Origin of the sequence: Methylorubrum sp. B1-46 (assembly GCF_021117295.1) — a bacterium.
Classification (GTDB): Bacteria; Pseudomonadota; Alphaproteobacteria; order Rhizobiales; family Beijerinckiaceae; genus Methylobacterium.
Genome location: NZ_CP088247.1, coordinates 1456091 through 1480137, shown reverse-complemented (window position 1 = coordinate 1480137; position 24047 = coordinate 1456091). Strand labels below are relative to the sequence as shown.

22 protein-coding genes and 1 riboswitch are annotated in these 24047 nt (G+C 68.6%); of the genes, 17 read left to right on the top strand and 5 right to left on the bottom strand.

Annotation, left to right across the window (positions count from 1 at the left end):
* Positions 1–62 precede the first annotated feature (62 nt).
* The gene (locus LPC10_RS06955) at positions 63–1085 is read right to left on the bottom strand and encodes a chemotaxis protein CheB (protein ID WP_231346041.1); all 1023 of its coding nucleotides are present in this window, start codon (positions 1083–1085) and stop codon (positions 63–65) included.
* Positions 1086–1659: 574 nt separating this feature from the next.
* Here LPC10_RS06955 and LPC10_RS06950 point away from each other — a divergent pair.
* The 14 genes from LPC10_RS06950 to LPC10_RS06885 all read left to right on the top strand — a co-directional run bounded on the left by LPC10_RS06950 (position 1660) and on the right by LPC10_RS06885 (position 14110).
* Positions 1660–1962: an urease subunit gamma gene (locus tag LPC10_RS06950; protein WP_231346040.1), complete on the top strand. Its 303-nt coding sequence runs from the start codon at positions 1660–1662 to the stop codon at positions 1960–1962.
* A 25-nt stretch (positions 1963–1987) separates the two neighbouring features.
* Positions 1988–2398, top strand: a complete 411-nt coding sequence (locus tag LPC10_RS06945) for an urease subunit beta (protein ID WP_231346039.1) — start codon at positions 1988–1990, stop codon at positions 2396–2398.
* A gap of 143 nt (positions 2399–2541) precedes the next feature.
* Positions 2542–4260: an urease subunit alpha gene (locus LPC10_RS06940; RefSeq protein ID WP_231346038.1), complete on the top strand. Its 1719-nt coding sequence runs from the start codon at positions 2542–2544 to the stop codon at positions 4258–4260.
* Positions 4261–4297: 37 nt separating this feature from the next.
* A complete protein-coding gene (locus LPC10_RS06935) occupies positions 4298–4681 on the top strand; it encodes a CrcB family protein (protein WP_231346037.1) in 384 nt (127 codons plus the stop codon).
* A 9-nt stretch (positions 4682–4690) separates the two neighbouring features.
* Entirely contained in the window at positions 4691–5074 is a 384-nt protein-coding gene (gene crcB, locus LPC10_RS06930) for a fluoride efflux transporter CrcB (RefSeq protein ID WP_231346036.1), read from the top strand.
* 23 nt (positions 5075–5097) lie between these two features.
* A complete protein-coding gene (ureE, locus tag LPC10_RS06925; RefSeq protein WP_231346035.1) occupies positions 5098–5772 on the top strand; it encodes an urease accessory protein UreE in 675 nt (224 codons plus the stop codon).
* Positions 5772–6494: an urease accessory protein UreF gene (locus LPC10_RS06920; RefSeq protein ID WP_231346034.1), complete on the top strand. Its 723-nt coding sequence runs from the start codon at positions 5772–5774 to the stop codon at positions 6492–6494. The genes ureE and LPC10_RS06920 overlap by 1 nt, the downstream gene beginning before the upstream one ends.
* 20 nt (positions 6495–6514) lie before the next feature.
* Entirely contained in the window at positions 6515–7222 is a 708-nt protein-coding gene (ureG, locus tag LPC10_RS06915) for an urease accessory protein UreG (protein ID WP_231346033.1), read from the top strand.
* A gap of 4 nt (positions 7223–7226) precedes the next feature.
* A complete protein-coding gene (locus LPC10_RS06910) occupies positions 7227–8162 on the top strand; it encodes an urease accessory protein UreD (RefSeq protein ID WP_231346032.1) in 936 nt (311 codons plus the stop codon).
* A 15-nt stretch (positions 8163–8177) separates the two neighbouring features.
* On the top strand, positions 8178–9188 hold the full coding sequence (yut, locus tag LPC10_RS06905; RefSeq protein WP_231346031.1) for an urea transporter: 1011 nt from the start codon (positions 8178–8180) through the stop codon (positions 9186–9188).
* A 55-nt stretch (positions 9189–9243) separates the two neighbouring features.
* The gene (locus LPC10_RS06900; protein ID WP_231346030.1) at positions 9244–10482 is read left to right on the top strand and encodes an ammonium transporter; all 1239 of its coding nucleotides are present in this window, start codon (positions 9244–9246) and stop codon (positions 10480–10482) included.
* Between the two features lie 188 nt (positions 10483–10670).
* Positions 10671–10760, top strand: a riboswitch (glycine riboswitch).
* A gap of 339 nt (positions 10761–11099) precedes the next feature.
* Entirely contained in the window at positions 11100–11831 is a 732-nt protein-coding gene (locus LPC10_RS06895) for a L,D-transpeptidase (RefSeq protein ID WP_231346029.1), read from the top strand.
* A 180-nt stretch (positions 11832–12011) separates the two neighbouring features.
* Positions 12012–12641, top strand: a complete 630-nt coding sequence (locus LPC10_RS06890; protein WP_231346028.1) for a trimeric intracellular cation channel family protein — start codon at positions 12012–12014, stop codon at positions 12639–12641.
* 107 nt (positions 12642–12748) lie between these two features.
* Entirely contained in the window at positions 12749–14110 is a 1362-nt protein-coding gene (locus LPC10_RS06885; RefSeq protein ID WP_231346027.1) for an amidohydrolase, read from the top strand.
* Positions 14111–14165: 55 nt separating this feature from the next.
* Here LPC10_RS06885 and LPC10_RS06880 read toward each other — a convergent pair whose 3' ends face one another.
* From LPC10_RS06880 to LPC10_RS06865, 4 genes are read right to left on the bottom strand one after another with little or no spacing between them, the layout of a single operon-like run.
* Complete coding sequence (locus tag LPC10_RS06880) at positions 14166–15110, bottom strand: HlyD family secretion protein (protein ID WP_231346026.1); 945 nt, start codon at positions 15108–15110, stop codon at positions 14166–14168.
* Positions 15111–15160: 50 nt separating this feature from the next.
* A complete protein-coding gene (locus LPC10_RS06875; RefSeq protein WP_231346025.1) occupies positions 15161–15370 on the bottom strand; it encodes a DUF1656 domain-containing protein in 210 nt (69 codons plus the stop codon).
* Positions 15367–17406, bottom strand: coding sequence for an FUSC family protein (locus tag LPC10_RS06870; RefSeq protein ID WP_231346024.1), 2040 nt, complete (start codon positions 17404–17406; stop codon positions 15367–15369). The genes LPC10_RS06875 and LPC10_RS06870 overlap by 4 nt, the downstream gene beginning before the upstream one ends.
* Complete coding sequence (locus LPC10_RS06865; RefSeq protein WP_231346023.1) at positions 17403–17894, bottom strand: MarR family winged helix-turn-helix transcriptional regulator; 492 nt, start codon at positions 17892–17894, stop codon at positions 17403–17405. Before LPC10_RS06865 ends, LPC10_RS06870 begins: the two co-directional genes overlap by 4 nt.
* Positions 17895–18600: 706 nt before the next feature.
* Here LPC10_RS06865 and LPC10_RS06860 point away from each other — a divergent pair.
* From LPC10_RS06860 to LPC10_RS06850, 3 genes are all read left to right on the top strand, one after another.
* Complete coding sequence (locus tag LPC10_RS06860; protein ID WP_231346022.1) at positions 18601–19734, top strand: helix-turn-helix transcriptional regulator; 1134 nt, start codon at positions 18601–18603, stop codon at positions 19732–19734.
* 465 nt (positions 19735–20199) lie between these two features.
* Positions 20200–21990 carry a type I secretion system permease/ATPase gene (locus LPC10_RS06855; protein WP_231346021.1) on the top strand — a complete coding sequence of 597 codons (1791 nt, stop codon included), beginning with the start codon at positions 20200–20202 and terminating at the stop codon, positions 21988–21990.
* 31 nt (positions 21991–22021) lie between these two features.
* Positions 22022–23923: an HlyD family type I secretion periplasmic adaptor subunit gene (locus LPC10_RS06850; RefSeq protein WP_231346020.1), complete on the top strand. Its 1902-nt coding sequence runs from the start codon at positions 22022–22024 to the stop codon at positions 23921–23923.
* Positions 23924–24047 lie beyond the last annotated feature (124 nt).

Genomic DNA, 24047 nt, shown 5'->3' with positions numbered 1-24047 from the left:
CGATGCGGCGTGCGCTGGCCAGCCTCAAATGAGGCGAGGAGGCGTTCGCCGAAGCGCGCATGCTACGCCTCCTGTCCGCCCTCGTCGTCCGTCGGCTCCGGTGACGGCAGGGTTTGGAGGACGGCCCGCCGGATCACGTCGGCGTAGCGGCGGTACTCGGCGGCGCGCTCCTCGTACATCGCGCTGACGGCCGGGCGCCCGGCCTTGCGCCCGTCGCCGGCCATGCGCCGGACGAGCTCGGCCCGCTCCTCGATGATGCGCAGGGCCACGCGCAGGGCCTCGTCGATGGACCCCTCCTGCTGCTTGGCCACGGCCTCGGCGGTGTAGGCATGGCCGACCTGGCAGCGGAAGCGCAGCGGCCTGCCGTCCCGCACCTCCGAGAGGACGCCGCCGCAATGCGGGCAGGACATCGCGGAGGGGTCGGCGATACGGCGCAGGACGTCGCTGTCGATCCGCTCCCCCGCGGCGATGTCGACCTCGAGCCGGATCTCGGGCGGGACGGACCGGCGCGGGCCGGGGGCGTCGCGCACGAGGTCCGAGAGGACGTCGCCGATGCGGGCCGCGGACAGGGTGAGATCGACCTCCATGATCGAGAGGGCGCTGCGCGGCATCTCGTCGGCGACCGCCTCGGCCGGATCCTGCACCAGCGTGACGCCGCCGCAGCGCTGGATCGCTTCGAGACCGGAGGCGCCGTCGTTGAGCAGCCCGCTCAGAAGCACCCCGATCACCCGCGGGCCGTAGGCCGCGGCCGCCGAGCGGAACAGCGGATCGATCGAGGGCCGGGCCATGTTCTCGCGGGGGCCGCGCCCGAGCTTGATCCGACCCTCGTCGAGGATGAGGTGATGATCGGGAACGCCGAGATAGACGTTGCCCGGCCGGATCGCCATGCCGTCGGCGGCCGGGTGGACCGGAAGGTGGGCGACCGCCGAGGTGACGGTCGCGAGCAGGCCGAGGCTGCGCGCGGGGATGTGCAGCACGATGAAGACCGCCGCCGGCAGATCCTGCGGCAGGGCGCCGAGGATGGCCTTCAGCGGAACCGTGGCACCGGACGAGCCGCCGATGACGATGATATCGCGATTGCTCAAGCCGCGCCGCTCCACGCTCCGCCGGCTTCGCGGCCGTTCCGGCCGATGCGGGCCGCGCGCCCGTGCCGCCTCGGGATAGCCCGTGACCCGGGACGAAGGTTCCGCCGGAAGCGGCGGGACGCGGCCGGCCGCACGAACTTGTCCGCTTCTCCGGTCCGGTCCTTCCGGCGCGCATCGGCCACTGCCCGGCGGCCCCATGGCGGGAAACGCGGTCCCTACAACCCTGGCGTCGGCCGCGGCAGGGGCGCGCCGACGCCGGCGGGACGCGGAGGCCGAGCGAAGCCGCATACAACTTCCATCCGTGGATTCGTGGACCGATCAGCCTTTTGCGGTCTCGATGGAAGACGTTCTGAAAGCAGTCCAAGGCGGAGCCTTCGATGCAATATCATCTGAATGTTTTCCGGTGTTAGGCTATCAAAAGTCAGAATTTAACAATCGAGAAAGTAATAACTCGGTCTTGCGGAGGTGCTTTCCTTGTGAGAGAAGATGCTGCTGCAGGTTGAAAAGAGAGAACTTTCCTGACTGCCGCTCATGTGGCTGTTCGGGCCGGCTGCATTCGCTCGGGAGGCTGCCTATGCACTTCACTCAGCGCGAAACCGACAAGCTCTTGATCTACATGCTCGCGCAGGTGGCGCAGCGCCGTAAGGACCAGGGTCTCAAGCTCAACCATCCCGAGACCGTTTCGCTGATCTCCGTCGCGGCCCTGGAGGGCGCGCGGGCCGGCAAGACGGTGGAGGAGGTGATGGAACTCGCAGGCAAGACCATCACCCGCGACAGCGTGATGGAGGGGGTCGCGGAGATGATTCCCTACGTCCAGGTCGAGGCGGTGTTCACCGACGGTTCCCGCCTCGTCACCGTCCATTCTCCCATCAAGTAATTCCGAGGTGTGAGGAGAGGCCGCGATGAGTCCTGCTCAGAAGAAGGCGCCCGTTGGCGGCATCGTCTTCGGCTCCGGCGAGATCGAGATCAATGCCGGCTACCCGACGACGACGCTCAAGGTCCGCAATACGGGTGACCGTCCGATTCAGGTCGGGTCGCACTATCATTTCTTCGAGGTGAACGCCGCGCTCGAGTTCGATCGCGCGCAGGCCTTCGGCAAGCGGCTCAACATTCCGGCCACCACCGCGCTGCGGTTCGAGCCGGGGGACGAGAAGGAGATTTCGCTGGTGCCCTATCAGGGCAAGCAGCGGGTGCTCGGCTTCAACGGCCTCGTCGACGGCTGGGTCGGCGACGAGAGCTACGACGATTACCGCCCGCGCTTGGCCGACGCGCTCGATCGCGTGAACCGCTACGGGTTCAAGAACAAGCCTTAAGCATCGTCCCGAAAGGTGGTTCCCGGCTTTCGGGAGAAGACGATGCAGAAACGAGAGAACAGCGCATCGTCCCGAAAGGTGATTTTCTTTCGGGAGAGGACGATGCTTCCGCTTACCACTTCAGCCGGACCTGGAGCGCTGGGATGACCAAACTCTCGCGGCGGCAATATGCGGATCTGTACGGGCCGACGACGGGCGATCGGATCCGGCTCGCGGACACGGATCTCTACATCGAGATCGAGAAGGATCTGCGCGTCTACGGCGAGGAGGCCGTCTATGGCGGCGGCAAGACGCTGCGCGACGGCATGGGCTACGACAACGAGCTGACCAGTGCGGCGGGCGCGCCGGATCTCGTGGTCACCAACGTCACCATCGTCGATGCGGTGCTCGGCGTCATCAAGGCCGATCTCGGCATCAAGGACGGGCTGATCGTCGGGATCGGCAAGGCCGGCAATCCCGCGACGATGCCGGGGGTGACGCGGGGCCTCGCGCTGGGACCGGGCACCGACGCCATTTCCGGCGAGCACCTCATCCTCACCGCGGGCGGCATCGACGCGCATGTCCACTTCATCTCGCCGCAGCAGGCGCAGGCTGCACTCAGCAACGGCGTGACGACGCTGTTCGGCGGCGGCATCGGCCCCTCCGACGGCACCAACGGCACCACGATCACGCCGGGCACCTGGAACATCGAGATGATGCTCCGCTCCTTCGACGCGTGGCCGGTCAATGCGGGCGTGCACGGCAAGGGCAACGGCTCGGCGCCGCTGCCGATCGACGAGCAGATCCGCGCCGGCGCGATGGGCCTGAAGGTCCACGAGGATTGGGGCAGCACGCCGGCGGCGATCCGCATGGCGCTCACCGTCGCCGACGACCACGACGTCCAGGTCTGCATCCACACCGACACCCTGAACGAGGCCGGCTTCGTCGAGAGCACCATCGCCGCCTTCGAGGGGCGCACGATCCACACCTACCACACCGAAGGCGCGGGCGGCGGGCACGCACCGGACATCATCCGGGTGGCGGGCATCGCCAACGTCCTCCCGAGTTCGACCAACCCGACCATGCCCTACGGCATCAATTCCCAGGCCGAACTCTTCGACATGGTGATGGTCTGCCACAACCTCAGCCCGAAGATCCCCACCGACGTCGCCTTCGCCGAGAGCCGCGTGCGGGCCGAGACCATCGCGGCGGAGAACGTCCTCCACGATCTCGGTGCGATCTCGATCCTGTCGAGCGACAGCCAGGCCATGGGCCGCGTCGGCGAGAACTGGGCGCGCACGATCCAGACGGCCCACGTGATGAAGGCGCGGCGCGGCGCCTATCCGGGCGACGCGTCGGGCAACGACAACCAGCGCGTCCTGCGTTTCGTCGCCAAGGTGACGATCAATCCGGCCATCACCGCGGGCGTCTCGCACGTGATCGGCTCGGTCGAGGTCGGCAAGATGGCCGATCTTGTCCTGTGGGAGCCGGCCTTCTTCGGCGCCAAGCCGAAGATGGTGATCAAGGGCGGCATGATCTCCTGGGCGGTGATGGGCGATCCCAACGCCTCGCTGCCGACGCCGCAGCCTGTGGTCTACCGCCCGATGTTCGGTGGCATGGGCCCGGCGGTGGCCAAGACCCGCGTCACCTTCACCTCGTATGCCGCCTACGAGGCCGGCATCGCCGAGCGCTACGCGCTGACCTCCAAGGTGATGCCCGTCTACGGCACGCGCACGCTGACCAAGGCGTCGATGGTGCGCAACGACCGCCTGCCGGTCATCGAGGTCAACCCGGAGACCTTCGCGGTCACCGTCGACGGCCAGCACGCCACGATCGAGCCGGCGACCCACCTTCCCCTCGCCCAGCTTCACTTCTTCAGTTGACGTCCCGCCGCCGGCTCAAGACTCGGTGCATGCGCTGATGAAACCGATCGACATCATGTGGGTGTGTCTCGGCGGCGGTGCCGGCTCGCTGCTGCGCTGGTGGCTCGGCGGGGTCATCGACCGTGCGATCCCGGCGCGCTTCAAGTTCGGCACGTTTCTCATCAACGTCACGGGGGCCTTCGCCATCGCCTACCTGTCCGCCGCCTTCGCGTTCGGCTGGCAGCATCGCCACGGGGACATGATGGCGTCCCTGGTGCTGACGGGTTTTCTGGGCGGCTACACCACGTTCAGCTCGATGCAGCTCGATACGGCGCAGATGGCAATGGAGCATCGCCACGCGCTCGCCGCCCTCTACCTCGTCGCCTCCGTCGGCCTCGGCCTCTGTGCCGCGGCGGCGGGCGTGGCCCTGGCGCGGGCATAGGGGCTCGGGATGGGCGCGCAGGCCGTCTTCGTCTTCATCGGTGGCGGGTTCGGCGCGATCACCCGCGAATTCCTGATGCTGCTGATCCCTCAGCAGAGCGGCGCCTTTCCGCTCGATATCTTCACCGCCAACGTCGTCGCCTCGTTCTGCCTCGGCGCCGCCTTCGGACTTCACCGCCTCGGCCGGGTCTCGGACGAGTTCATGCTGCTCGTCGGCACGGGCTTCTGCGGCGGGATGTCGACCTTCTCAAGCTTCGTCTTCGGCATCCTGTCCGAGGCCACGGCGCCGGGCCAGGCCGGCCTCGCGGTTCTCTACGGCCTCTCCAGCCTCGCCGTCGGCTACGCCGCGGTTTGGCTCGGGATCCTATCCGGGAAACGTCTGCGCCGCGCCTGAGCGCGGCCGTCTGGGAGGGACGCATGATCCTCGTCGAACACAAGCTCGGTCATCTCGGCGATCCGCTCTGGCAGGAGCGCGCGCGGCACGCCCGGATCGATCCGCTGGTGCTGGAGCAGTGGGAGGCGCCCAAGAGCCGCCTGCGCAAGGCGAGCGAGAGCGGGATCGAGCTGGCGGTCTCGCTGCCGCGCGCCGAGCACCTGCACGACGGCGACGTGCTCCACTACAACGCGGCGCGCGGCCTCATCGTCGTCGCCCGGATCGCCCTCAAGGACGTGCTGGTGATCGAGCTGGAGGGGCTGGAGCGCCTCGCGCCGCACGAGATCCTGCGCGCCTGCTTCGAACTCGGGCACGGCCTCGGCAACCAGCACTGGCCGGCGGTGATCAAGGGATCGACGGTCTACGTGCCGCTCTCGGTCGATCAGAAGGTGATGGCCTCGGTGATGCGCACCCACGCCTTCGCGCATGTGAAGACCCGTTTCGCTCCGGGCGAGGAGGTGGCGGCCAAGCTCGATGCGAAGGAGGTTCGGCTGCTGTTTGCCGGCGCCGACGCCACCCCGCACCACCATCACGGCGATCACGCCGGGGCGCATGCCCACGATCAGCACGAGGCCCATCACCACGCGCACGAACACGATCACGGGCATGCGAACGGTCATGCGCACACGCATCACCACCGGCCCGGTCCGGTGGCGTGATGCGGCACGGTGAGCCGAGGGCCCGTCTCGCGACCCACGGCACGGCGCATCTCGCGCGCCTGCTGCAATGGTCGGATTCGACGCTGCCGGTCGGCGCCTTCGCCTTCTCCAACGGGCTCGAATCCGCGGTTCAGACAGGGATCGTCCGCGATGCGGACAGCCTGCTGTCCTTCGTCGAACTCGTCCTGCACCAGACGGCGCGGGTGGACGGCGTCGCGCTGCTGCATGCCCATCGCGCCGCCCTGACGGACGATGATCCCGGCCTCATCACCGCCGACCAGGAGTTGCTCTGCCGCCGCGTCGGCGAAGAGCAGCAGTTGATGCTGACGCGGATGGGCAAGAAGTTCGCCGAACTGGCGCTCAGGATCACCCCGTCACCGATGCTGGCGCGCTGGCTCGCCGACATCCGCTCGGAGGCCACGCCGGGCTGCCTGCCGGTCGGCCAGGCGATCGCGCTCGCCGGTCTCGGCGCCGACGAGAGCGAGGCCTTCGTCGTCCACCAGTACGGCATCGCCTCGATGATCCTGAGCGCGGCGCTGCGGCTGATGCGGATCGATCATTTCGAGACCCAGCGCATCCTGTTCACCGCGCAAGGGCGTGTTCAGGACGACTACCTCGCCGTGCGCGATCTCGCCCTCGATGAGATGGCGGCCTTCGCCCCCGTCTTCGACGTTCTCGTTGCCCATCACACCACGGTCCATGTGCGCCTGTTCATGAACTGAGTGCGGCAAAGGAAGTAGAGATGAAGAAGATCACCCGTATCGGCATCGGCGGCCCGGTCGGCTCGGGCAAGACCGCGGTCATCGAGACGATCACGCCGCGCCTGATCGCGCGGGGCATCAAGCCGCTGATCATCACCAACGACGTCGTCACGACGGAGGATGCCAAGCAGGTGCGACGCACCCTCAACGGCGTGCTGATCGAGGAGAAGATCGTCGGCGTCGAGACCGGGGCCTGCCCGCATACGGCGGTGCGCGAGGATCCGTCGATGAACATCGCCGCGGTCGAGGAACTCGAAGAGAAGTATCCCGACAGCGACGTGATCCTGATCGAGTCCGGCGGCGACAACCTCACGCTCACCTTCAGCCCGGCGCTCGCCGACTTCTACATCTACGTCATCGACGTCGCGGCGGGCGACAAGATCCCCCGCAAGAACGGCGCCGGGGTCTGCCAGTCGGACATCCTCGTCATCAACAAGCGCGACCTTGCCCCCTATGTCGGCGCGAGCCTCGACGTCATGGCGCGCGATTCCAAGCTCATGCGCGGCGAAAAACCGTTCCTCTTTACCAACTGCAAGACCGGCGAGGGGGTCGACGACCTCCTCCAGCTCATCCTCGACTTGGCACTGTTCGACTTGACCTTGTCCGATGTGGCCTTGTCCAATTTGGCACCCGTCGATCGGGCGCCGTCCGACAGGGCGGTGGACCGCCCGCTCGCGGCGAGCGCCTGAGGCCATGGCGCTCCACGAAGCCCTCGGCCGTCTCGACGGGGCGCGTGAACTGCGCGGGTTCCAGACCGAGCCGGCGCAGATGCGGGCGGGGGCGCCCGGCAAGGTCGGACAACTGCGCCTCGGCTTCGCGCTGCGCGACGGGCGCTCGGACCTGCACGACCTCTACCGGGTTGCCCCGCTGCTGGTGCAGCAGGCGCTCCACTGGGACGAGGCGATGCCGGAGCTGCCGGTCTGCCCGATCATCTCGGTCGGGGGCGGCATCCTCCAGGGCGACCGCTACACGATCGAGATCGCGGTGGGGGAGGGCGCCTGCGCGCACGTCTCGACGCAGGGCGCCAACCGCATCCACTGCATGGACGCGAACTACGCGGCGCAGCACCAGAGCGTGACGGTGGCGGCCGGCGGCTATCTCGAATACCTGCCGGACGTCACCATCCCCTATCGCGGCTCGCGCTTCCTCTCCCGCACGGAGATCGTCGTCGCGGAAAGCGCCACGCTTCTCTACGGCGAGATGGTGCTGGCGGGCCGCAAGCATCACCATGCCGAGGAACGCTTCGGCTTCGATCTGCTGTCGATGGACGTGGCTCTCCGCCGGCCCGACGGGCGCAAGCTGTTTGCGGAAAAGATCCTGATCGAGCGGGGCGACCCGACGATCGGCTTCGCGGGGGTGATGCGCGGCTTCGACGCCTTCGCCAACATCCTCTGCGTGACGCCGCCCGAGACCGCCACGCGCATCAAGGCGCGGTTCGAGACCAACTTCTCCGGCGAGGCGCCGCGGGCGGTCTCCGGTGTGAGCCGCCTGCCCAACGCCGCCGGGCTGATGCTGCGCGCGGTCGGGGTCGAGAGCTACGACGTCCGCCACGAGGTCCGCCGGTTCTGGCGCATCGTGCGCGAGGAGGCCCGCGGCCGCACCCTTCCCGCCGAACCCTACTGGCGCTGAGCGAAGGCCGAAAAGATGCCGCGCGCGAACCCCAACCTTCTCGTCCAGTCGCTGCGCGGAGCGAGCCAGGTCTTCTTCATGGAGAACGCGGCGACCGGCCTGCTGTTCTTCGTCGCGATGGCCTATGCCTCCGCGCTCACCGGCAACTGGGCGACCACGATCGGGGCGGCGCTCGGGGTTCTCGTCGCGACGTTGACCGCGCGGCTGCTGGATTGCGACGCACCCTCCGTCTCCTCCGGCCTCTACGGCTTCAACGGCATCCTCGTCGGCGCCGCGCTGCCCACCTTCATCGCGTCGTCGCCCCAGCTCTGGGCCGCGATCGTGATCGGCGCAGCGGCGAGCACGGTGCTGACCGCCGCCTTCAGCGCGACGCTCACCGACAAGTGGGGCATTCCGGGCTCGACCGGCCCCTTCGTGCTGACCGGCTGGCTGATGGTGGCCGCCGCCTATTCCTTCGGCCGCCTGCAGGTGACGGGCGATGCACCCCGGCTCGCCGCCGACCTCGTGCGGGGCGCCGCCGGCATTCCGGGGCCGGCGGATCTCGTCGCGATCTTCTTTCGCAACATCGCGCAGGTCTATTTGCTCGGCAGCGCGGTGAGCGGTGCCATCATCCTGGTCGGCATCCTGATCGCTTCCGTGCCGGCCGGGATCGCCGCCGTCGCCGGATCGCTGGTCAGCCTCGTCGTCGCGCTCGCGATGGGCGCCGATCCATCCGCGGTGAGCCAAGGCCTCTACGGCTTCAGCCCGGTCCTGACGGCGATGGCCGTCGGCGTGATCTTCCTGCAGCCCTCACCGCGGGTCGCGGTCTATGCGGGACTGGCCACGGTGACCACCGTCTTCGTCCAGGGCGCCCTCGACGCCCTCGTCGCGCCGGCCGGCATCCCGTCCTTCACCGCCCCCTACGTTCTGACGATGTACCTGTTCATCGCGCCTAAGCGCCTGATGGCGCCCCACCCGCACGCGCCGGTCGCCGATCACATGCTCGACGAGGGGACCCCGGCCCGTCCGGTGAGCCCCGCGCGGTGACGCCCGGCACCGCGCCGCCCCGACATTTCCGAAGAACACGATCAAGGAGCGGGCGATGCACGGCATCAATGCAGGCGACACGGCCTTCATCCTCATCTGTACCGCGCTGGTGCTGATGATGACGCCGGCCCTAGCGCTGTTCTACGGCGGCCTCGTCAAGCAGCGCGACGTGCTGTCGGTGATGATCCAGAACTTCGTCTGCATCGGCGTTGTCGGGGTGATCTGGGTGTTCGGCGGCTTCAGCCTCGCCTTCGGCCCCGATATCGGCGGCACGATCGGGGATTTCGCCACCTATTTCGGGATGTACAGGGTCGGCATCGAGCCCAACCCCGTCTACGCGCCGAACATCCCCTTCATCATGGTCTTCGCCTACCAGATGATGTTCGCCATCATCACGCCGGCCCTGATGACGGGCGCCTTCGTCGGGCGCTTTCGGTTCGGCGCCTACCTGTTCTTCATCACCGCCTGGACCATCCTCGTCTACCTGCCGGCCGCGCACTGGATCTGGGGCGGCGGCTTCCTGGCCAAGCTCGGCGTCGCCGACTTTGCCGGCGGCATCGTCATCCATACCTCCGCCGGGTTCTCGGCGCTGGCGACCGCCAAGTATCTCGGCAAGCGCAAGCTCGCGGAGGGCCAGTCCGAAGCGGCGCCGGCCAGTCTGCCGCTGGTCGCCCTCGGCGCGGGCCTGCTGTGGTTCGGCTGGTTCGGCTTCAATGCCGGCGGCGCCTACGCGGCGGACGCGCTGGCGGCCTACGCCTTCACCAACACCATGCTCGCCGGCTCCATCGCCATGCTGACCTGGATGTTCTGGGAATGGCGCGAGACCCGGCACCCCTCCTTCTCGGGCGTCCTCGTCGGCGCCGTGGCGGGTCTCGCGACGATCACCCCGGCCTCGGGCTATGTCGAGCCCATCGCCGCCCTGGCGATCGGTGCCATCGGCGCCACGGCCTGCTACTTCGCCAAATACGTGCAGCGCTGGTTAAGGATCGACGACACGCTGGAAGTCTGGCGCGCCCACGGCGTCGGCGGCCTCACCGGCGCGCTGCTCGTCGGCGTCCTCGCCAGCCCCCACATCAATCAGGTCTCGGCGAGCCTGGAGCAGTTCGGCGTCCAGCTCCTCGCCGTCACTGTGGTCGGCGCCTATGCCGCCCTCGTCACCTTCGGCATCCTGAAGGGCCTCGACCGGTTCGGGACGCTGCGGGTGCCCGACGCGATCCAGGAAGAGGGCCTCGACACGATGCTCGGCGAGCGCGCCTTCAACCTGTGGAACATGGACCGCACCTTGCCGAAGTAGAACCGGCGGAAAGCAGGGCCATTGCCGACCGACGCGGTGCCCTTCGTCAGGCCGGTCGTACCTATCGGGAGAACGGCTCCGTGGCGGCTCCCGCCCGGCGCTCGTTCGTGTGTCGTACCGCACCAATTAAATCGCAAGCTAACGAATTGACTGGCCAAGCCGACCGTCGGGCGATAGAACGGTCAAGTCAGCGACGCGCGGGAGAGAGCCGGTGCAAACCGGCCGCCGAAGGAGCAACCGCCCCGGAAACTCTCAGGCACCCGGACCGCTCGTCGTTCAACACTCTGGAAAGCGGAGCGGACGCTCCCGCCGATGGTGTAAGTCGCGGCCCTGATCGGGGCCGGGCGAAACTCTCAGGCCGATGACAGAGGGGGCTCGCATGCACGGCGCGTGCGAACCGACCTCGGAGGCCTCTCGCCATGACGGACCCATAGGCTGACCCGCAGGCCGCGAGGCGGCCTCTCACGTCTCCCTCGATCCTCCCTCTCGATCCGCGCGACCGGCCGGCTCGGCCTTCGCGCCGGAATGCCGACGCTTGCCCGGCTGCCGCCCGTTCGGCGCGGCCGCGCGGGTCCGAAGATGCGCGGATCCGCGAACCACGAACTGGAGCCACGACGATGCCGGCCACCCGCCGCTCCCTTCTCCTCGCCGCCGCCCTCCTGGCCCCGGGCCGCGCGCACGCCTTCTTCTGGGACTCCGCCCCGGAGCCCAAGGCTCCGGAACCAGTCGAACCGGCCGCGAACCGCGACGCGTGGTTCATCGGCGAGATCCCGGACGAGCCCTTCAACGTGCCGATGGTCGATCTGACCCTCGTTCCGGCGCAGTACCGTCGGCAGATCGTAATTTACGACGGCCCGGAGCGCGCCGGCACGCTGGTCGTCGACACGCACCAGCGCTTCCTCTTCCTCGTCCGCGAGGACCGGACCGCCCTGCGCTACGGCATCGGGGTGGGCCGGGCCGGCTTCACCTGGTCGGGTGTCGCGGTGGTCAAGCGCAAGGCGAAATGGCCGGGCTGGCGCCCGACGCCGGCCATGCTGAAGCGGCGGCCCGAAACCCCGCGCTACGTCGAGCCCGGCATCCACAACCCGCTCGGCTGCCGCGCGCTCTACCTCTACCAGGGCGACCGCGACACGCTCTACCGCATCCATGGCACCAACGAGCCCTGGACCGTCGGCGGCACCGATTCATCCGGCTGCATCCGCCTCCTCAACGAGGACATCCACGACCTCTACGGCCGCGTTCCGCTCGGCACGACGGTCGTCGTGAAGACCGCGCAGCCGGAGGTGATGGTGCAGCGCGAGTGGGACGGCCCAACCCGCTCCGACAACCAGGTGCTGCTGTTCCGCTAGAGCGCTTTCCGACGAAGCGGGTGCCGGTTCGTCGAGAGAAAGCGTGACAAGACAAGGGCGTAGGGCTTCGACCCGAAAGGTGGCCACCGGCTTTCGGGGCGATGCGAAGACAAGAGGATAGCGCGTCGCCCTTCCTCGCTGCCCGCTGACGAAACCCAGACCCCCGATGGACTGAGAACGATGTTCGAGACCGCGACTGCGACCCTGGATTGGCTGGGGCTGATCGTCTTCACGATCACCGGTGCCCTGGTGGCCTCCCGCAAGGAGATGGACTTCGTCGGCTTCGCCGTGCTGGGCACCGCGACGGGGATCGGGGGCGGAACGCTCCGCGACCTGCTGCTCGGATCGCCCGTGTTCTGGACGCAGCGGCCGAGCGCGCTCCTGGCGTGCCTCGGCATCTCCTGTGCCGTGTTCTTCTTTGCGCATATCCCGCAATCCCGCTACCGCACCCTGGTCCGGCTCGATGCCCTAGGTCTCGCGCTCTTCGCGGTAGCCGGCGCCGAGAAGGCCATCCAGGCCGGGGCCGGCAGCGCCGTGGCCGTCGTCATGGGCGTGGTGACCGCGACCTTCGGCGGCGTGATCCGCGATCTCCTCGGAGGCGACAGCCCGGTGATCCTCAGCCGGGAGATCTACGCCTCGGCGGCGGGCGCCGGTGCGCTCACCTACGTCTCCCTGGCCGCGCTCGGCGCGCCGCGGGAACTCGCCCTCGGCTCCGGCTTCCTCGTCGCCCTGCTCCTGCGGGCGCTCTCCCTCCGCCTGGGATGGACGCTGCCGCGATATCGTCCTCGCGCCCGCCGCCCCTATTCTTGAACGGAACGGTCCCCGCGCGCCGCGCGCGAGGCTCTCTCCAAAACACGTATCCAAGACACGCATCGTCGAACGGCGCCGTCCCGCGGATCGGCTGAAGGAGGACCCCAATGGTTGTTCGGGATTTTCGCGGCGCGCCGGCACGGGCCGCGCTCCTCGCACTGACGATCCTCTCCGGCGCGGCACCCGCCTGGGCCGAGGCGGGGCATCTGCCCGGCCCGACGGACGCGCAGCTCGCCACCTTGAGGAGCGTCTACGAGGACCTCCACGCCAATCCCGAACTCTCCATGCAGGAGCGGCGCACCGCCGGCATCGCCGCCCGCTGGCTGAAGGATCTCGGTTTCGAGGTCACCGAGGGCGTGGGCGGCACCGGCGTCGTCGGGCTCCTGCGCAACGGCGACGGGCCGACCGTGCTGTTGCGCGCGGACATGGACGCGCTGCCGATGAAGGAGAATACCGGCCTGCCCTATGCCAGCACCCGGACCGGGACCGACCCGGCCTCCGGCCGAACTTCCCCCATCGCCCATTCCTGCGGCCACGACCTGCACGTGACCTGGCTGATGGGCGCGACCCAGATCCTGGCGGCCCATCGCGACGGCTGGCGCGGGACGGTGATGGCGGTGTTCCAGCCCGGCGAGGAGATCGGCGAGGGCGCCAAGGCCATGGTCGAGGACGGCCTGGTGAAGCGCTTCCCGAAGCCGGACGTGGTGCTGGGCCAGCACGTGCTGCCGTTTCCCGCCGGGCAGGTTCGCCTCAAGAGCGGCCCCGTCCTCTCCCGGAGCGACAGCCTCAAGGTGACGCTGTACGGGCGCGGCGGACACGGGTCCGGTCCGGAATCGACCGTCGACCCCGTCGTCATGGCCGCCGCGACGGTGATGCGGCTCCAGACCATCGTCTCGCGCGAGGTCGCCATGACCGAGGGGGCCGTCGTCACGGTCGGCTCGATGCAGGCGGGGACGAGCGCCAACATCATTCCGGATCAGGCCGAACTCCAGCTCAACATCCGCACCTTCGACGATCGCGTGCGCGATCAGGTGCTCGCGTCGGTGAAGCGGGTCGTCGAAGGCGAGGCGACGATCTCCCGAGCCCCGAAGCCGCCCCTCATCACCATGCTCGGGCAGTTCCCCCTGACGGTGAACGACGACGAGGCCACGGAGCAGGTGAGCAAAGCCCTGAAGCGGCGCCTCGGGCCGGAGCGGGTGCTTCCCGCCGGCAGCGCGGCGGCGAGCGAGGATTTCACCGTGCTCGCCCGCGCCTGGGACGCGCCCTCGGTGTTCTGGTTCGTCGGCGGCACCGACCCGGCGCTCTACGCCGAGGCGGAGCGGGCCGGAACCCTCAACGCGCTCCCGTCGAACCATTCGCCGGAATACGCTCCGGTCCTCGATCCGACTCTGCGCACCGGCGTGGAGACGATGCTGGCCGCCGCAGGCCACTGGCTCGCTCCCGGCGCCTCGGGCTCGGGCCCGCGGTAGCGGGGAAAGGGCACGGAGGGCCGACGCGGGCAGGGGCGCCCAAGCGGCAAGCCCCTCAACGCGCACCGGTGGGCGAGGGGGCGGCCGGCTCCCCGCGCCAGAGCCGCAGCGGGTCGAACCCCGGCGCCTCCCCCTCCGGCTCGACCGAGACCGTCGCCGTCCGGCCGGAGACGAGCCGGACCTCGTCGGCGACGCTGTCGAGCTTGATCCGGACCGGGATGCGCTGGGCGAGGCGCACCCAGGCGAAGGTCGGGTTCACGCTGGCGAGCAGGTTGGAGCCGGCGGTGCGCTCGCGGTCCTCGATGCCGCCCGCAAAACTCTCGACCCGGCCCGTCAGCGTGGCGCGCTCGCCCATCAGCCGGATGCGGGCCCGATCCCCGACATGGATGCGCGGTAGCTTGGTCTCCTCGAAATAGCCCTCGACCCGGATTGTGTCGCTGTCGATGAGCGCCATCACGCCCCGGCCGGTGGTGACGTAGGCGCCGGGCCGCAATTCCATGTTGGTGATGCGGCCGTTGACCGAGGCCTTCACGGCGGAGCGCTCCAAGTTGAGCCGGGCGAGATCCCGGTCGGCGCTCGCCTGCCCGTAGGCGGCCTTGGCCTCCAGGTCGGCCGCACGGGCCGCCTCGACCCTCTGCTGCGACACGGCGGCGTCGCTGAGCTTGGTGTAGCGGGCATAGTCGGCGGAGGCCTGCTCCATCGTCGCCTGCTTGCCCGCCACCATCGCCTCCGCCTGCCGCAGGGCGAGGGCGAAGCGGTCGGGATCGATGCGGAACAGCACGTCGCCGCGCTTCACCACCTGATTGTCTTGGACCAGCACCTCGGTGACGAGGCCCGAGACATCGGGGGCGACCGCGACCACGTCGGCGCGCACGCGCCCGTCCCGGGTCCAGGGGGCCTCCATGTAGTAGTCCCACAGCGCCAGGCCAACGACGACGGCGACGGCGACCATCCCGAGCGTGACGACGAGGCGGAAGGTGAGGGCAAGGAACCGGGGCATGGGATGGGTCCGAACAGGGGAGGCGCGGAGCGGCGGGCGGGCTTGCCCGCTCAGGAGGTGAGCGGCACCGCCACCGCGACGACCGCGCCGAGCAGGATCACGTAGAGGGCGAGATCGAAGAGCGGTCGGTGCCAGACGAGGCGGTAGAGGCCGAGTCCCGCCAGGATCCGCCGAAGCGGAACGCTGATGGCGAAGGCGACGAGCATCCAGGCCGCGAGGCTCGGCACGAACACGCCGTAGAGGTCGAACTCGCCCGTCATGCCGCGAGACCCGGTTCGAGGATGGGGGGGGAGGCATTGTGGGGCGGTGCATCCGGGAACAGGCCGCGGCGCAGGCCGACGAGGCCCATCAGCGCCGCGCGCCCGGCCGCCTGCCGGGCATCGGCCGAGACCGCATCGAGCGCCCCGTCGAGGGTGTCGAGGAGGCGGGGCGGCGGTTCGGCCGCTGCGCTCCTGAAGTGGTGCGCCAGCGCGGCGAGAAGCGCCTCGACGGCGCCGCGCGCCGGGGTCGAGAGCCGGCGCCGGTCGCGGCGCAGTTCGACCACGTTGATGCCGACGCGCACCTCGGCCAGGAGGTCCGCGGTCCATTCGGCGTCGTCCGGCGGCAGGGCGGCGAGGCGCGGCGCGATCAGCCCGACGCGGTCGAGCATCAGCGCCGCCAGTTCGAGGCCGTTCTGCGCGCCGCGCCGCTCCGCGGCTTCGGCGAGGCTGCGCCGGTTGATCGCCCGCAGACGCCGGGCCGACCAGCCAGCACCGACCGAGCGGACGAGGCGCGTGACGACGGCCGCCGACCACATCCCGACGATGACGGCGATCGCGGAATTGGTGAAGGCCGCAAACTCCCCGGTGTAGCTGCCCTGGAGGGCGATCATGGCCGAGCCGTTGACGGCGGCACCCATCGCCAGGGGGGCTGTCTTCGGCTGCGCCATGAAGACCCCGCAGAGCAGGAGTCCGGGCGCGAGCGCCAGCGCCAGCATCTCGAAGGTGGTCGCGAGCGGCAGGATGGCGAACAGGTAGGCGCCCGCGCCGAGCGCGCCGAGAATCGCGGAATTGGCGAAGCTGACGATGAATGGTGCCGGGTCGTCCTGGGCCGCGAAGAAGCTGCACCCGACCGCCGCCATCATCGGGGCGCCGGCCCCGTCGGGCCAGCCGGTGGCGATCCAGATCGCGCAGGTGAGCACGATGGAAAGGAACACGCCGATGCCCGAGAGGAACGCCATGCCGTGATCCCGGTGCCGGATCGTGCGTGCGGAGGCGGTGTAGCGGAAGGCGAGGGATTCCGACACCGGCGTCCCCTCGGCAAGGTGGCGCTGCAGGAGGCGGGCGTCCTGGCGCAGGTCGATGAAGTCGCCCAGGCGCGCCAGAAGGCTCGCGCGCACGAGGTCGTTCCAGGAGGCGCGCCCGGCGAGGTCCGGCTCGAGCGCGCTCGCCTGCACCTTGAGGCGCTCGGCCTGCGCCGGATCGGTCGTGCCCGAGGCGAGCCAGGCCGCCACGGCGTCGAGGAGGCCACGCACGCTCGGAGGCAGGGCGTCCGCCCGCTCCAGGGCCTCGATGCGATCGGCGATCGCGGAGGCGATGGGCAGGAACATCAGCATGTGTTGGCGGAGCGTCGCCATGGCCTCGGCCGAGCGCTCGGCGCCGGTCATGTCGTAGCGCAGCGGCGTCGCCAGGGCGTCGAACGCGACCGCCTCGGCGGCGAGCCGCAGGCGCCTGGCCTGATTGTCCTCCCCCGTGCGGCTCCGATCGAGAATCTCGATCACCCAGCCGCGCGCGCCGCGCAGCCACAGGTCAAGCCGGGCCGCGATCGCGGGCGCCACCGATTGCGGCAGCACGACGGTGTTGACGAGGCTGGCGCAGAGGATCCCGAGGGTGATCTCCTCGGCGCGGGCCACCGCGGTGTCGAACATCGTGCCGGGCTCGGCCACGCTGGGAAAGCCGATCAGGGCCGCCGTGTAGCCGCCGAGCATCATCAGGTAGCTGCGCGGCGTGCGGTCGAGCAGCGAGACGTAGAGGCAGACGGCGACCCAGAGCGCGATCGCGACCGTCAGCAGTTCCGGCGCGTTGGCGAGATTCGGGACGAGGACGACCGAGACGACGGCGCCGAGCAGCGTGCCGAGCACCCGGTAGAGCGCCTTGGAGCGGGTGGCGCCGGCCAGCACCTGACTCGTGATGTAAACTGTGCCGAGCGCCCAATAGGGCTTGGGCAGGTCGATCCAGAACGCGAGGTACAGGGCCAGCATGCCGGCCCCGAAGGTCTTGAGCGAGAAGACCCAGTCGCGCCAGCCCGGAAGGGTCATCCCCGGAACTCCCGTGGGCCCGTTTCCGGAGCCGCTTCCGGGTCCACGCCGCCAGCGTGACGCTGGATCGCCCGGAACACCCGCAGGCCGGCCTCCAGGTCGGCGGCGCTGATACCCGCGAAGGTGGTCTCGCGCAGCCGGTCGAGGTCGGCCTCGATCCGGGCGACGACGGTTTCACCGGCGGCGGTCAGGCTCAGAACCTTCGCGCGCCGGTCGCTCGGGTCTTCCCGGCGCCGGACGAGACCGGCCGCCTCCAACTGGTCGAGGAGGCGGACGAGCGACGGTCCCTCGATTCCCACCGCCTCGGCCAGGGCGTTCTGGCGCGGCTCACCCCCCAGGCGCCCGATCAGGACCAGCGGCAGCGCCTTCGCCTCGGAAATCCCATGCGCCTCCGTCGCCGTATTGGCGAGCCGCCGCCATTGGCGCCCGGAGAGCAGAAGGGTGTGGGTGTAGGCCAGCCGCAACTGGCGCAAAGTCTCGTCGGCCATCTCAGCCTGTCCGCTTCGCCCCTGAACGAACACGCCCAAGGCCCCGAAATCATACGAGTAGGAAGCTATCAATGAGCTGACGAGCCTTCAAGCGTGCTTCCCGGCTGAAGGATGAGCCATCCGCGTTCGAACCGCGTGGCGAACTGCGTGGCTTGGCCCCATGGACCCTTCGGAAGACGCTAAATCACGCCCGACACCTCCTTTCTCGCCGGACAGGAGCGAGAGCATATCCGATCAAACTCTTGTACAGGGAAAGGTCGAAGCACTCACAGACGTGATGCGCCGCTTGGTTCGAATGGATCAGCCATCGGGATGTCCTGCGCGCGCGATGCAGGCTACCCCGATGGCTGAGTTCTGAGCTGTCCCCCCCTTCGATCAGCTCGCCCCGCGACCGTAGCCGTTCCGATCCCAAGATTTGTCTCTCAAGACGGAGCTGGTCCCCGAGCTACGATTAGACTGAACTTGAGCGTCGGCCGACTTGAAAAGCCCTTATGCTTGCAGCTGCGGTAGAATACCGACAACTCAGATGATGCGACGCGTGCGAATCAAAATACCAACTGCTTAAGTGCAGTGCGCGTCAGGAAGTTATAATAAATCAATGTTGTTTTGGTGTGGATAAATCTGTATGTTCCTAAAAATTGCCGGCGGGGTTCCGATATAGATATGTGCGCGATGTCATAATCTGGATGCGGAAGCGGCCTGTGAGATGAGCAGGGCAGAGTTAAACTACGCAGACGGGCTTTCCTTCGGTATCGACATTTCGGAACTGGCTCGGCCCGAGGTGCTCCACAAGATCGTTTCATTCGTTGGTGCGGAACGGGGATGGATCGGTCTGCTGGATGGGGGGGATCGAGCGATCGAACGCATCGTCACGTCGACGATGATGCCCGATCGGGGCAACATGTCGGCGCTGAAGGCAATCTCCAAGATCATCCTGTCGAGTTGTCGGGAGCGAGAAAGCGACGGCTGGCATCTTTGTACTCTTCGTTCCATCAATCCGTCCGAAGCGGTCTACCTGGCGCCGAACTGCGCCCATGCTGAAGATGGACGATTGTATTCATTTTCCGAATTCGTGTTCGATGCGGACCGCCGCGTGGTGTGCTTCTTCGAGTTTCCTCTCACATTGCGCTCTGACATTTCATCGATCAGGCAAAAACTTTCCCACCTCGGGATGGAGCTGGGCAATTCAATAAATGTACTTTCAAAGATTGCCCAGCAAAGCACTTCTATCACGGTCGAGATGTTCGATTATCTCGGGATCGCGGCCGCGATCGCGATGGGGGCTGGTCTTGAGGTCGCCCGGAGCAATCGTGCATTCCGGCCCTACCTTCCCGAATCCGGACGTTTGAGGTCGGAGCCGGCGAGACTGGGCCAGTCGGTGGATGGCATGCGCGACGGACGGATCGTCGCTGCGCTGACACGACTGGCCGCAAGTCTCCGAGAGCCAGCCGCGGATGCCCCGTCTCAGCACTTCATTCCCATCCCGGCCCAGGGCGAACTCTCTCCCCTCCTGATGCACGTCATCAGGGACGACGACCACCTGATCTCAGGCCCCCTCGCGGTGCCGACTTTTCTCGTGCTCGTGACGCGCGTCGTCCGGCCGGCGGTGCCCAAGGAAGATGTGCTTCAGAAGCTCTTCGCGATGACGGGGGCCGAGGCGCGCGTCGCCCGCAGCATTGCAGCCGGCGAGAAGCTCGAAGAGATCGCCGTCAAGACCGGTGTCACCGTGGGTACCGTTCGGTTCCATCTCAAGGGCGTGTTCGCGAAGACCGGATTGGACCGGCAGGCCGATCTCGTCGGTTTGCTCAGTGGATTATCAGTGTCGCGCTGCCCGAAGTAGGTGTGCGAGCCATCCGATTTCGGGGCTGAATAAACCTTAACAATTGATTGTGGGGTTTTGTCGCGACCATGCGGCGCTGCTGAGGTCTGGTCTTCAGGCTTTGCGAGATTTGGTGTGGCCGATCAGGCGCGCCGACGGCTTTGATGACTACGTAGGTGAAAATTTGGTTAAAGATTATTATTGGCTCTCCCCGTTTGGGTAGTGCGGAGTGGACACCGTCCGGCTCAGATCAGAATAACGAACAAGGGAACCGTCCAAGGGCGGGAGGAAAAATCCAGATTGACAGTATGGGGCGGTCGGATTGCAGCCGCTTGTCCCCACCATCGATTGTGATGCTTCGCCGCGTCACAAATCGGGAAGTCATGTCCGTCAGCGCAGGTCTGTCCCTGTGCGCTGATCAGGGGCACACCTGTTCTCTTGCAAAACGTCGATCAACATTCTGCTGTAGAGCGTACGACAATGGCGATGGACGGCGTCTTTCAGAACTGTATGCGCCAAGTGCGCCGACAAGTGATGCCCGTGATGTGGTTCAGCCTCGCGGTCAACTTGTTGATGCTGATCAGCAGCATCTACATGATGCAGGTTTTCGATCGGGTGCTCGCCAGCGGCTCGCTGCATACGCTGCTGTGGCTGACCATCGCGGCCCTCCTGGGCATCGCCGCCTACGCCGTCATCGAGCAGGCCCGGCGTCGTGTCCTGGCGCGCACCGGTCTGTGGGTCGAGCAGCGGCTGTCGCAGCCGGTGATCCGGCGCGGCGTCGACGCGAGGCTCGCGGGGGTCCGGAGCGAGGCGAGCGCCTCCGACGTGGGGGACTTGAAGACCTTCATCTCGGGTGAGGCCCTGCTCGCCTTCCTCGACGCCCCCTGGATGCCGATCTTCATCGTCGTGATCTGGCTGATGCACCCCGCCCTGGGGGCCGTCGCAGTCGCCGGTGCCGTGATCTTGTTCGGTCTTGCCGTCCTCAACGATGTGCTGACCCGCTCCGCCTCGGCTCGATCCGCCGGCGACGCACGCCAGTTGCAGTTCAGCGCGCAGCAGATGGTCGAGCACGGCGAAACGCTGAAGCCGCTCGGCATGGTGGATCCGATGCTGCGCCGCTGGCGCGACCGGCAGGGCGCCGTCCATGCGGGTGCGCAGGGCACGCAGGACGTGACCGAGACGATCTCGAATCTCACCCGGGCGCTCCGCTTGGGCCTGCAGATCGTCATCCTCGGCGTCGGCGCGCTCCTCGTCCTGCGCGGCCAGCTGACATCGGGGGGCATGATCGGCGCCTCGATCATCCTGGGACGCGCGCTGTCGCCCGTGGAGCGGGCGCTGACCGCGTGGCGGAGCTGGGTCTCCGCCCGAACCGCGCACACGAACCTCCGCGCCCTGTTCGACGCCCTGCCGGACCATGCCGGGCCCATGGATCTGCCGGCGCCGGTGGGGCGCCTGGACATGGAAGCCGTGCGCTACGCGCCCCCCGGCGCGGTGGAGCCGGTGCTGCGCGGCATCGATGCCCGCATCGAGCAGGGCACGACCTGCGGCATCCTCGGCCCCTCCGGATCCGGCAAGTCGACCCTCTGCCGGCTCATCGTCGGCGCCTGGACGCCGAGCGCGGGGCATGTGCGCCTGGACGGAGCCGACATCACCGCCTGGAACCCGACGCAGCTCGGCCGCTCGATCGGCTACCTGCCCCAGCAGGTCGATCTGTTCCCCGGCACGGTCGCGGAGAACATCGCCCGCATGGGCGCCGTCGATGCCGAGCGGGTGGCGCGGGCGGCGATGCTGGCCGACGTGCACGAGATGATCCTTCGCTTGCCCGAGGGCTACGACACCGATGTCGGTCGCCTCGGCAACCGGCTGTCGGGCGGGCAGCGCCAGCGCATCGGCCTCGCCCGCGCGCTCTACGGCGATCCGGTCCTCGTCGTGCTCGATGAGCCCAACTCCAACCTCGACGGCGACGGCGAGCAGGCGCTCAATCGCGCCCTGATCGAGCTGAAGCGCCTGGGTCGCACGGTCGTCATCGTCGCGCACCAGCCCGGCGCCCTGCGCACCGCCGACACGCTGCTCGTGCTGCGCGACGGGGCGGTGGGCGCGTTCGGTCCGCGCGACGAGGTGCTCAAGCACCTCATGGTGCCCAAGCCGCGCGACGAGGCGACGGCCCCTGCGCACCGGAACGCGCCGGCCGGACCCGCGGCGGCATCCTCCGCCGCGTCCTTCGCCGCCGCTCCCTTTGCCGCCGCACCCTTCGCCGCGGCTGCCCCCGCCGAGTGACCCGCCGCGTGTTTTGTCGAAGGCCGATCCCATGCTCGCCCTCCTGTCATTCTTCCCGGCGCCCGCCCTGTCCGGCGAACCGCACGCACAGCCCTCGGCGCAGTCCGGCCTCCAAGCCGACGTCGAGGCCCTGCTGAAGCCGGTGCAATCCTTCGCTCAGGCCACCTTCGACGGCCTCGCGGGCCTCGTGGGGACGACCCTGGCTGACGTCCACGCCGCCTTCGCCGCGGCCCCGCTTCTCGCAACGAAGCTGGCGGCGGTGGCAGGCCTCGTTCTCCTCGGTGCGGGCTGCCGGGCCTTGGCCCGCCGCGCCTTTGGCTCCGCGTCGCGCAAGACCCGGATCGGCGGCTTTGCCGTGTTTCTCCTGGCTCTCGTCACCGGTATGGCCGCGGCCGCCGGGCTATTCGGCGCGGGAATGAATCCGTCTGCGCCAGCCCTTCGCGATGCGGCGCAGCGCCCGTCGGCCACAGGCTTGCGTGAGGCGTGGATCGATCCGCCGCTCGCGCTTCTGCGCGAGACCGGCCTCGACCCCGCGATCGGCCTCGCGCTGCTGCTGGGCGCCTGCGCCCTCGCCCTCCTCCTGAGTGCCAAGGTCGGCAAAAGTGCCAAGGCCGGCAAAGGCGACGGCGCTCACGACGATGCGGAGGCTCTGTCCCAGTACGTGCAGGCACCCAGGCGCCTCGGCTGGGCAACGATCCTGCTCGTGTTCGGCTGCGGCACGACGCTCGCGGCCGCCATCCCCCTGGCGGGGGCGGCCGTCGCTCCCGGTTTCGTCAGCCCGGATGGGCACCGCAAGACGGTGCAGCACTTCGAGGGCGGCATCGTCCGGCGCATCCATGTGCGCGAGGGGGATCTGGTGCGCGCGGGCGACCGGCTCGTCACCATCGAGGACACGCTCGCGCGGGCCAACATGGCCGAACTGAGCGAGCGCCTTGTGCACTTCCTGGCCATAGAGGCGCGCCTGCTGGCGGAGCAGGCCGGCGCGTCCGCCATTCCCCCCCAGGACGCGCCGATGATCCATCAGGCCGCCCTGGCGAACGCCCTGCGCGGTCAGGAGACCCTCTTCATCAGCCGTCGCGAGACCCGGGCCGGGCGCGAGCGCATCCTGGGACAGCGCATCCTGCAGCTGCACGAGGAGAGCGAGGGGCTGCGCCAGGTCATCGCCTCCCAGAACGAGCAGGAGGCGCTGATCAAGAAGGAGATCGCGACGGTGGAGACCCTGCTGCGCCAGGGCCTCGAGCGCCTCCCCCGGCTCCTGTCGCTGCAACGGGTGCAGGCCGAGCTCGGCGGCGCGCGCGCCAGCAACTTCGCCCGCATCGCCAAGAACAAGCAGGCGGTCGGCGAGGCCGAGATGGAACTCCTCACCATGCGCCAGCAGGACCGCGAGAAGGTCAACGAGGAGCTCAACACGGTCCGCGCCGAACTCGCCTCGCTGCGCAGCAAGCTGCCGGCGCGCACGGACGTCCTCGACCGCACCCTCGTGACCGCGCCGATCGACGGCATCGTCATGAACGTGCGGGTGACGACGGAATCCGGCGTCGTGCGGCCGGGCGAGGCGCTCCTGGAAATCGTTCCCCAGAAGGCGAGTCTCATCGTCGATGCGCGGGTGAGGCCGATCGACGTCGATGTCGTCCGGCCCGGCATGGGGGCCAAGGTCGTCTTCTCGGCCTTCGCGCAGCGCAACCTGCCGCAGATCGACGGCCGCCTTCGCTCGATCTCGGCCGACCGCATGACCGATGAGCGGACCGGCGAGAGCTACTTCATCGCCAAGGTCGAGGTCGACGCGGCCAAGATCCGCGAACTCAATTCGAGCCTCGAACTCGTGGCCGGCATGCCGGCCGAGGTGTTCATCCTGACCGGGGAACGGACGGCCCTCGACTACCTCGTTCGGCCCTTCCTCGAATCCATCAACAAGAGCTTCCGCGAGACCTGACCGGGCTCGCCGATCCGCTCCGATGACGCATCCGGCGAGCGATCGCCGGGTGGACCACAGAAAGCCGACCGATCCGTTCGAGGCCGCCGCACCGCGCCGGCCGACCAGACCCCAGCACGAGGCG

Excerpts from the sequence above, each read along its gene's own strand:
- LPC10_RS06940 (WP_231346038.1), top strand. The coding sequence starts at position 2,542 with ATGACCAAACTCTCGCGGCGGCAATATGCGGATCTGTACGGGCCGACG.
- LPC10_RS06885 (WP_231346027.1), top strand. The coding sequence starts at position 12,749 with ATGGTTGTTCGGGATTTTCGCGGCGCGCCGGCACGGGCCGCGCTCCTC.
- LPC10_RS06945 (WP_231346039.1), top strand. The coding sequence starts at position 1,988 with ATGAGTCCTGCTCAGAAGAAGGCGCCCGTTGGCGGCATCGTCTTCGGC.
- crcB (WP_231346036.1), top strand. The coding sequence starts at position 4,691 with ATGGGCGCGCAGGCCGTCTTCGTCTTCATCGGTGGCGGGTTCGGCGCG.
- yut (WP_231346031.1), top strand. The coding sequence starts at position 8,178 with ATGCCGCGCGCGAACCCCAACCTTCTCGTCCAGTCGCTGCGCGGAGCG.
- ureE (WP_231346035.1), top strand. The coding sequence starts at position 5,098 with ATGATCCTCGTCGAACACAAGCTCGGTCATCTCGGCGATCCGCTCTGG.
- LPC10_RS06875 (WP_231346025.1), bottom strand. The coding sequence starts at position 15,370 with ATGACGGGCGAGTTCGACCTCTACGGCGTGTTCGTGCCGAGCCTCGCG.
- LPC10_RS06920 (WP_231346034.1), top strand. The coding sequence starts at position 5,772 with ATGCGGCACGGTGAGCCGAGGGCCCGTCTCGCGACCCACGGCACGGCG.
- LPC10_RS06890 (WP_231346028.1), top strand. The coding sequence starts at position 12,012 with ATGTTCGAGACCGCGACTGCGACCCTGGATTGGCTGGGGCTGATCGTC.
- LPC10_RS06900 (WP_231346030.1), top strand. The coding sequence starts at position 9,244 with ATGCACGGCATCAATGCAGGCGACACGGCCTTCATCCTCATCTGTACC.
- LPC10_RS06870 (WP_231346024.1), bottom strand. The coding sequence starts at position 17,406 with ATGACCCTTCCGGGCTGGCGCGACTGGGTCTTCTCGCTCAAGACCTTC.
- LPC10_RS06855 (WP_231346021.1), top strand. The coding sequence starts at position 20,200 with ATGGACGGCGTCTTTCAGAACTGTATGCGCCAAGTGCGCCGACAAGTG.
- LPC10_RS06935 (WP_231346037.1), top strand. The coding sequence starts at position 4,298 with ATGAAACCGATCGACATCATGTGGGTGTGTCTCGGCGGCGGTGCCGGC.
- LPC10_RS06880 (WP_231346026.1), bottom strand. The coding sequence starts at position 15,110 with ATGCCCCGGTTCCTTGCCCTCACCTTCCGCCTCGTCGTCACGCTCGGG.
- LPC10_RS06950 (WP_231346040.1), top strand. The coding sequence starts at position 1,660 with ATGCACTTCACTCAGCGCGAAACCGACAAGCTCTTGATCTACATGCTC.
- LPC10_RS06865 (WP_231346023.1), bottom strand. The coding sequence starts at position 17,894 with ATGGCCGACGAGACTTTGCGCCAGTTGCGGCTGGCCTACACCCACACC.
- LPC10_RS06850 (WP_231346020.1), top strand. The coding sequence starts at position 22,022 with ATGCTCGCCCTCCTGTCATTCTTCCCGGCGCCCGCCCTGTCCGGCGAA.
- ureG (WP_231346033.1), top strand. The coding sequence starts at position 6,515 with ATGAAGAAGATCACCCGTATCGGCATCGGCGGCCCGGTCGGCTCGGGC.
- LPC10_RS06860 (WP_231346022.1), top strand. The coding sequence starts at position 18,601 with ATGAGCAGGGCAGAGTTAAACTACGCAGACGGGCTTTCCTTCGGTATC.
- LPC10_RS06895 (WP_231346029.1), top strand. The coding sequence starts at position 11,100 with ATGCCGGCCACCCGCCGCTCCCTTCTCCTCGCCGCCGCCCTCCTGGCC.
- LPC10_RS06910 (WP_231346032.1), top strand. The coding sequence starts at position 7,227 with ATGGCGCTCCACGAAGCCCTCGGCCGTCTCGACGGGGCGCGTGAACTG.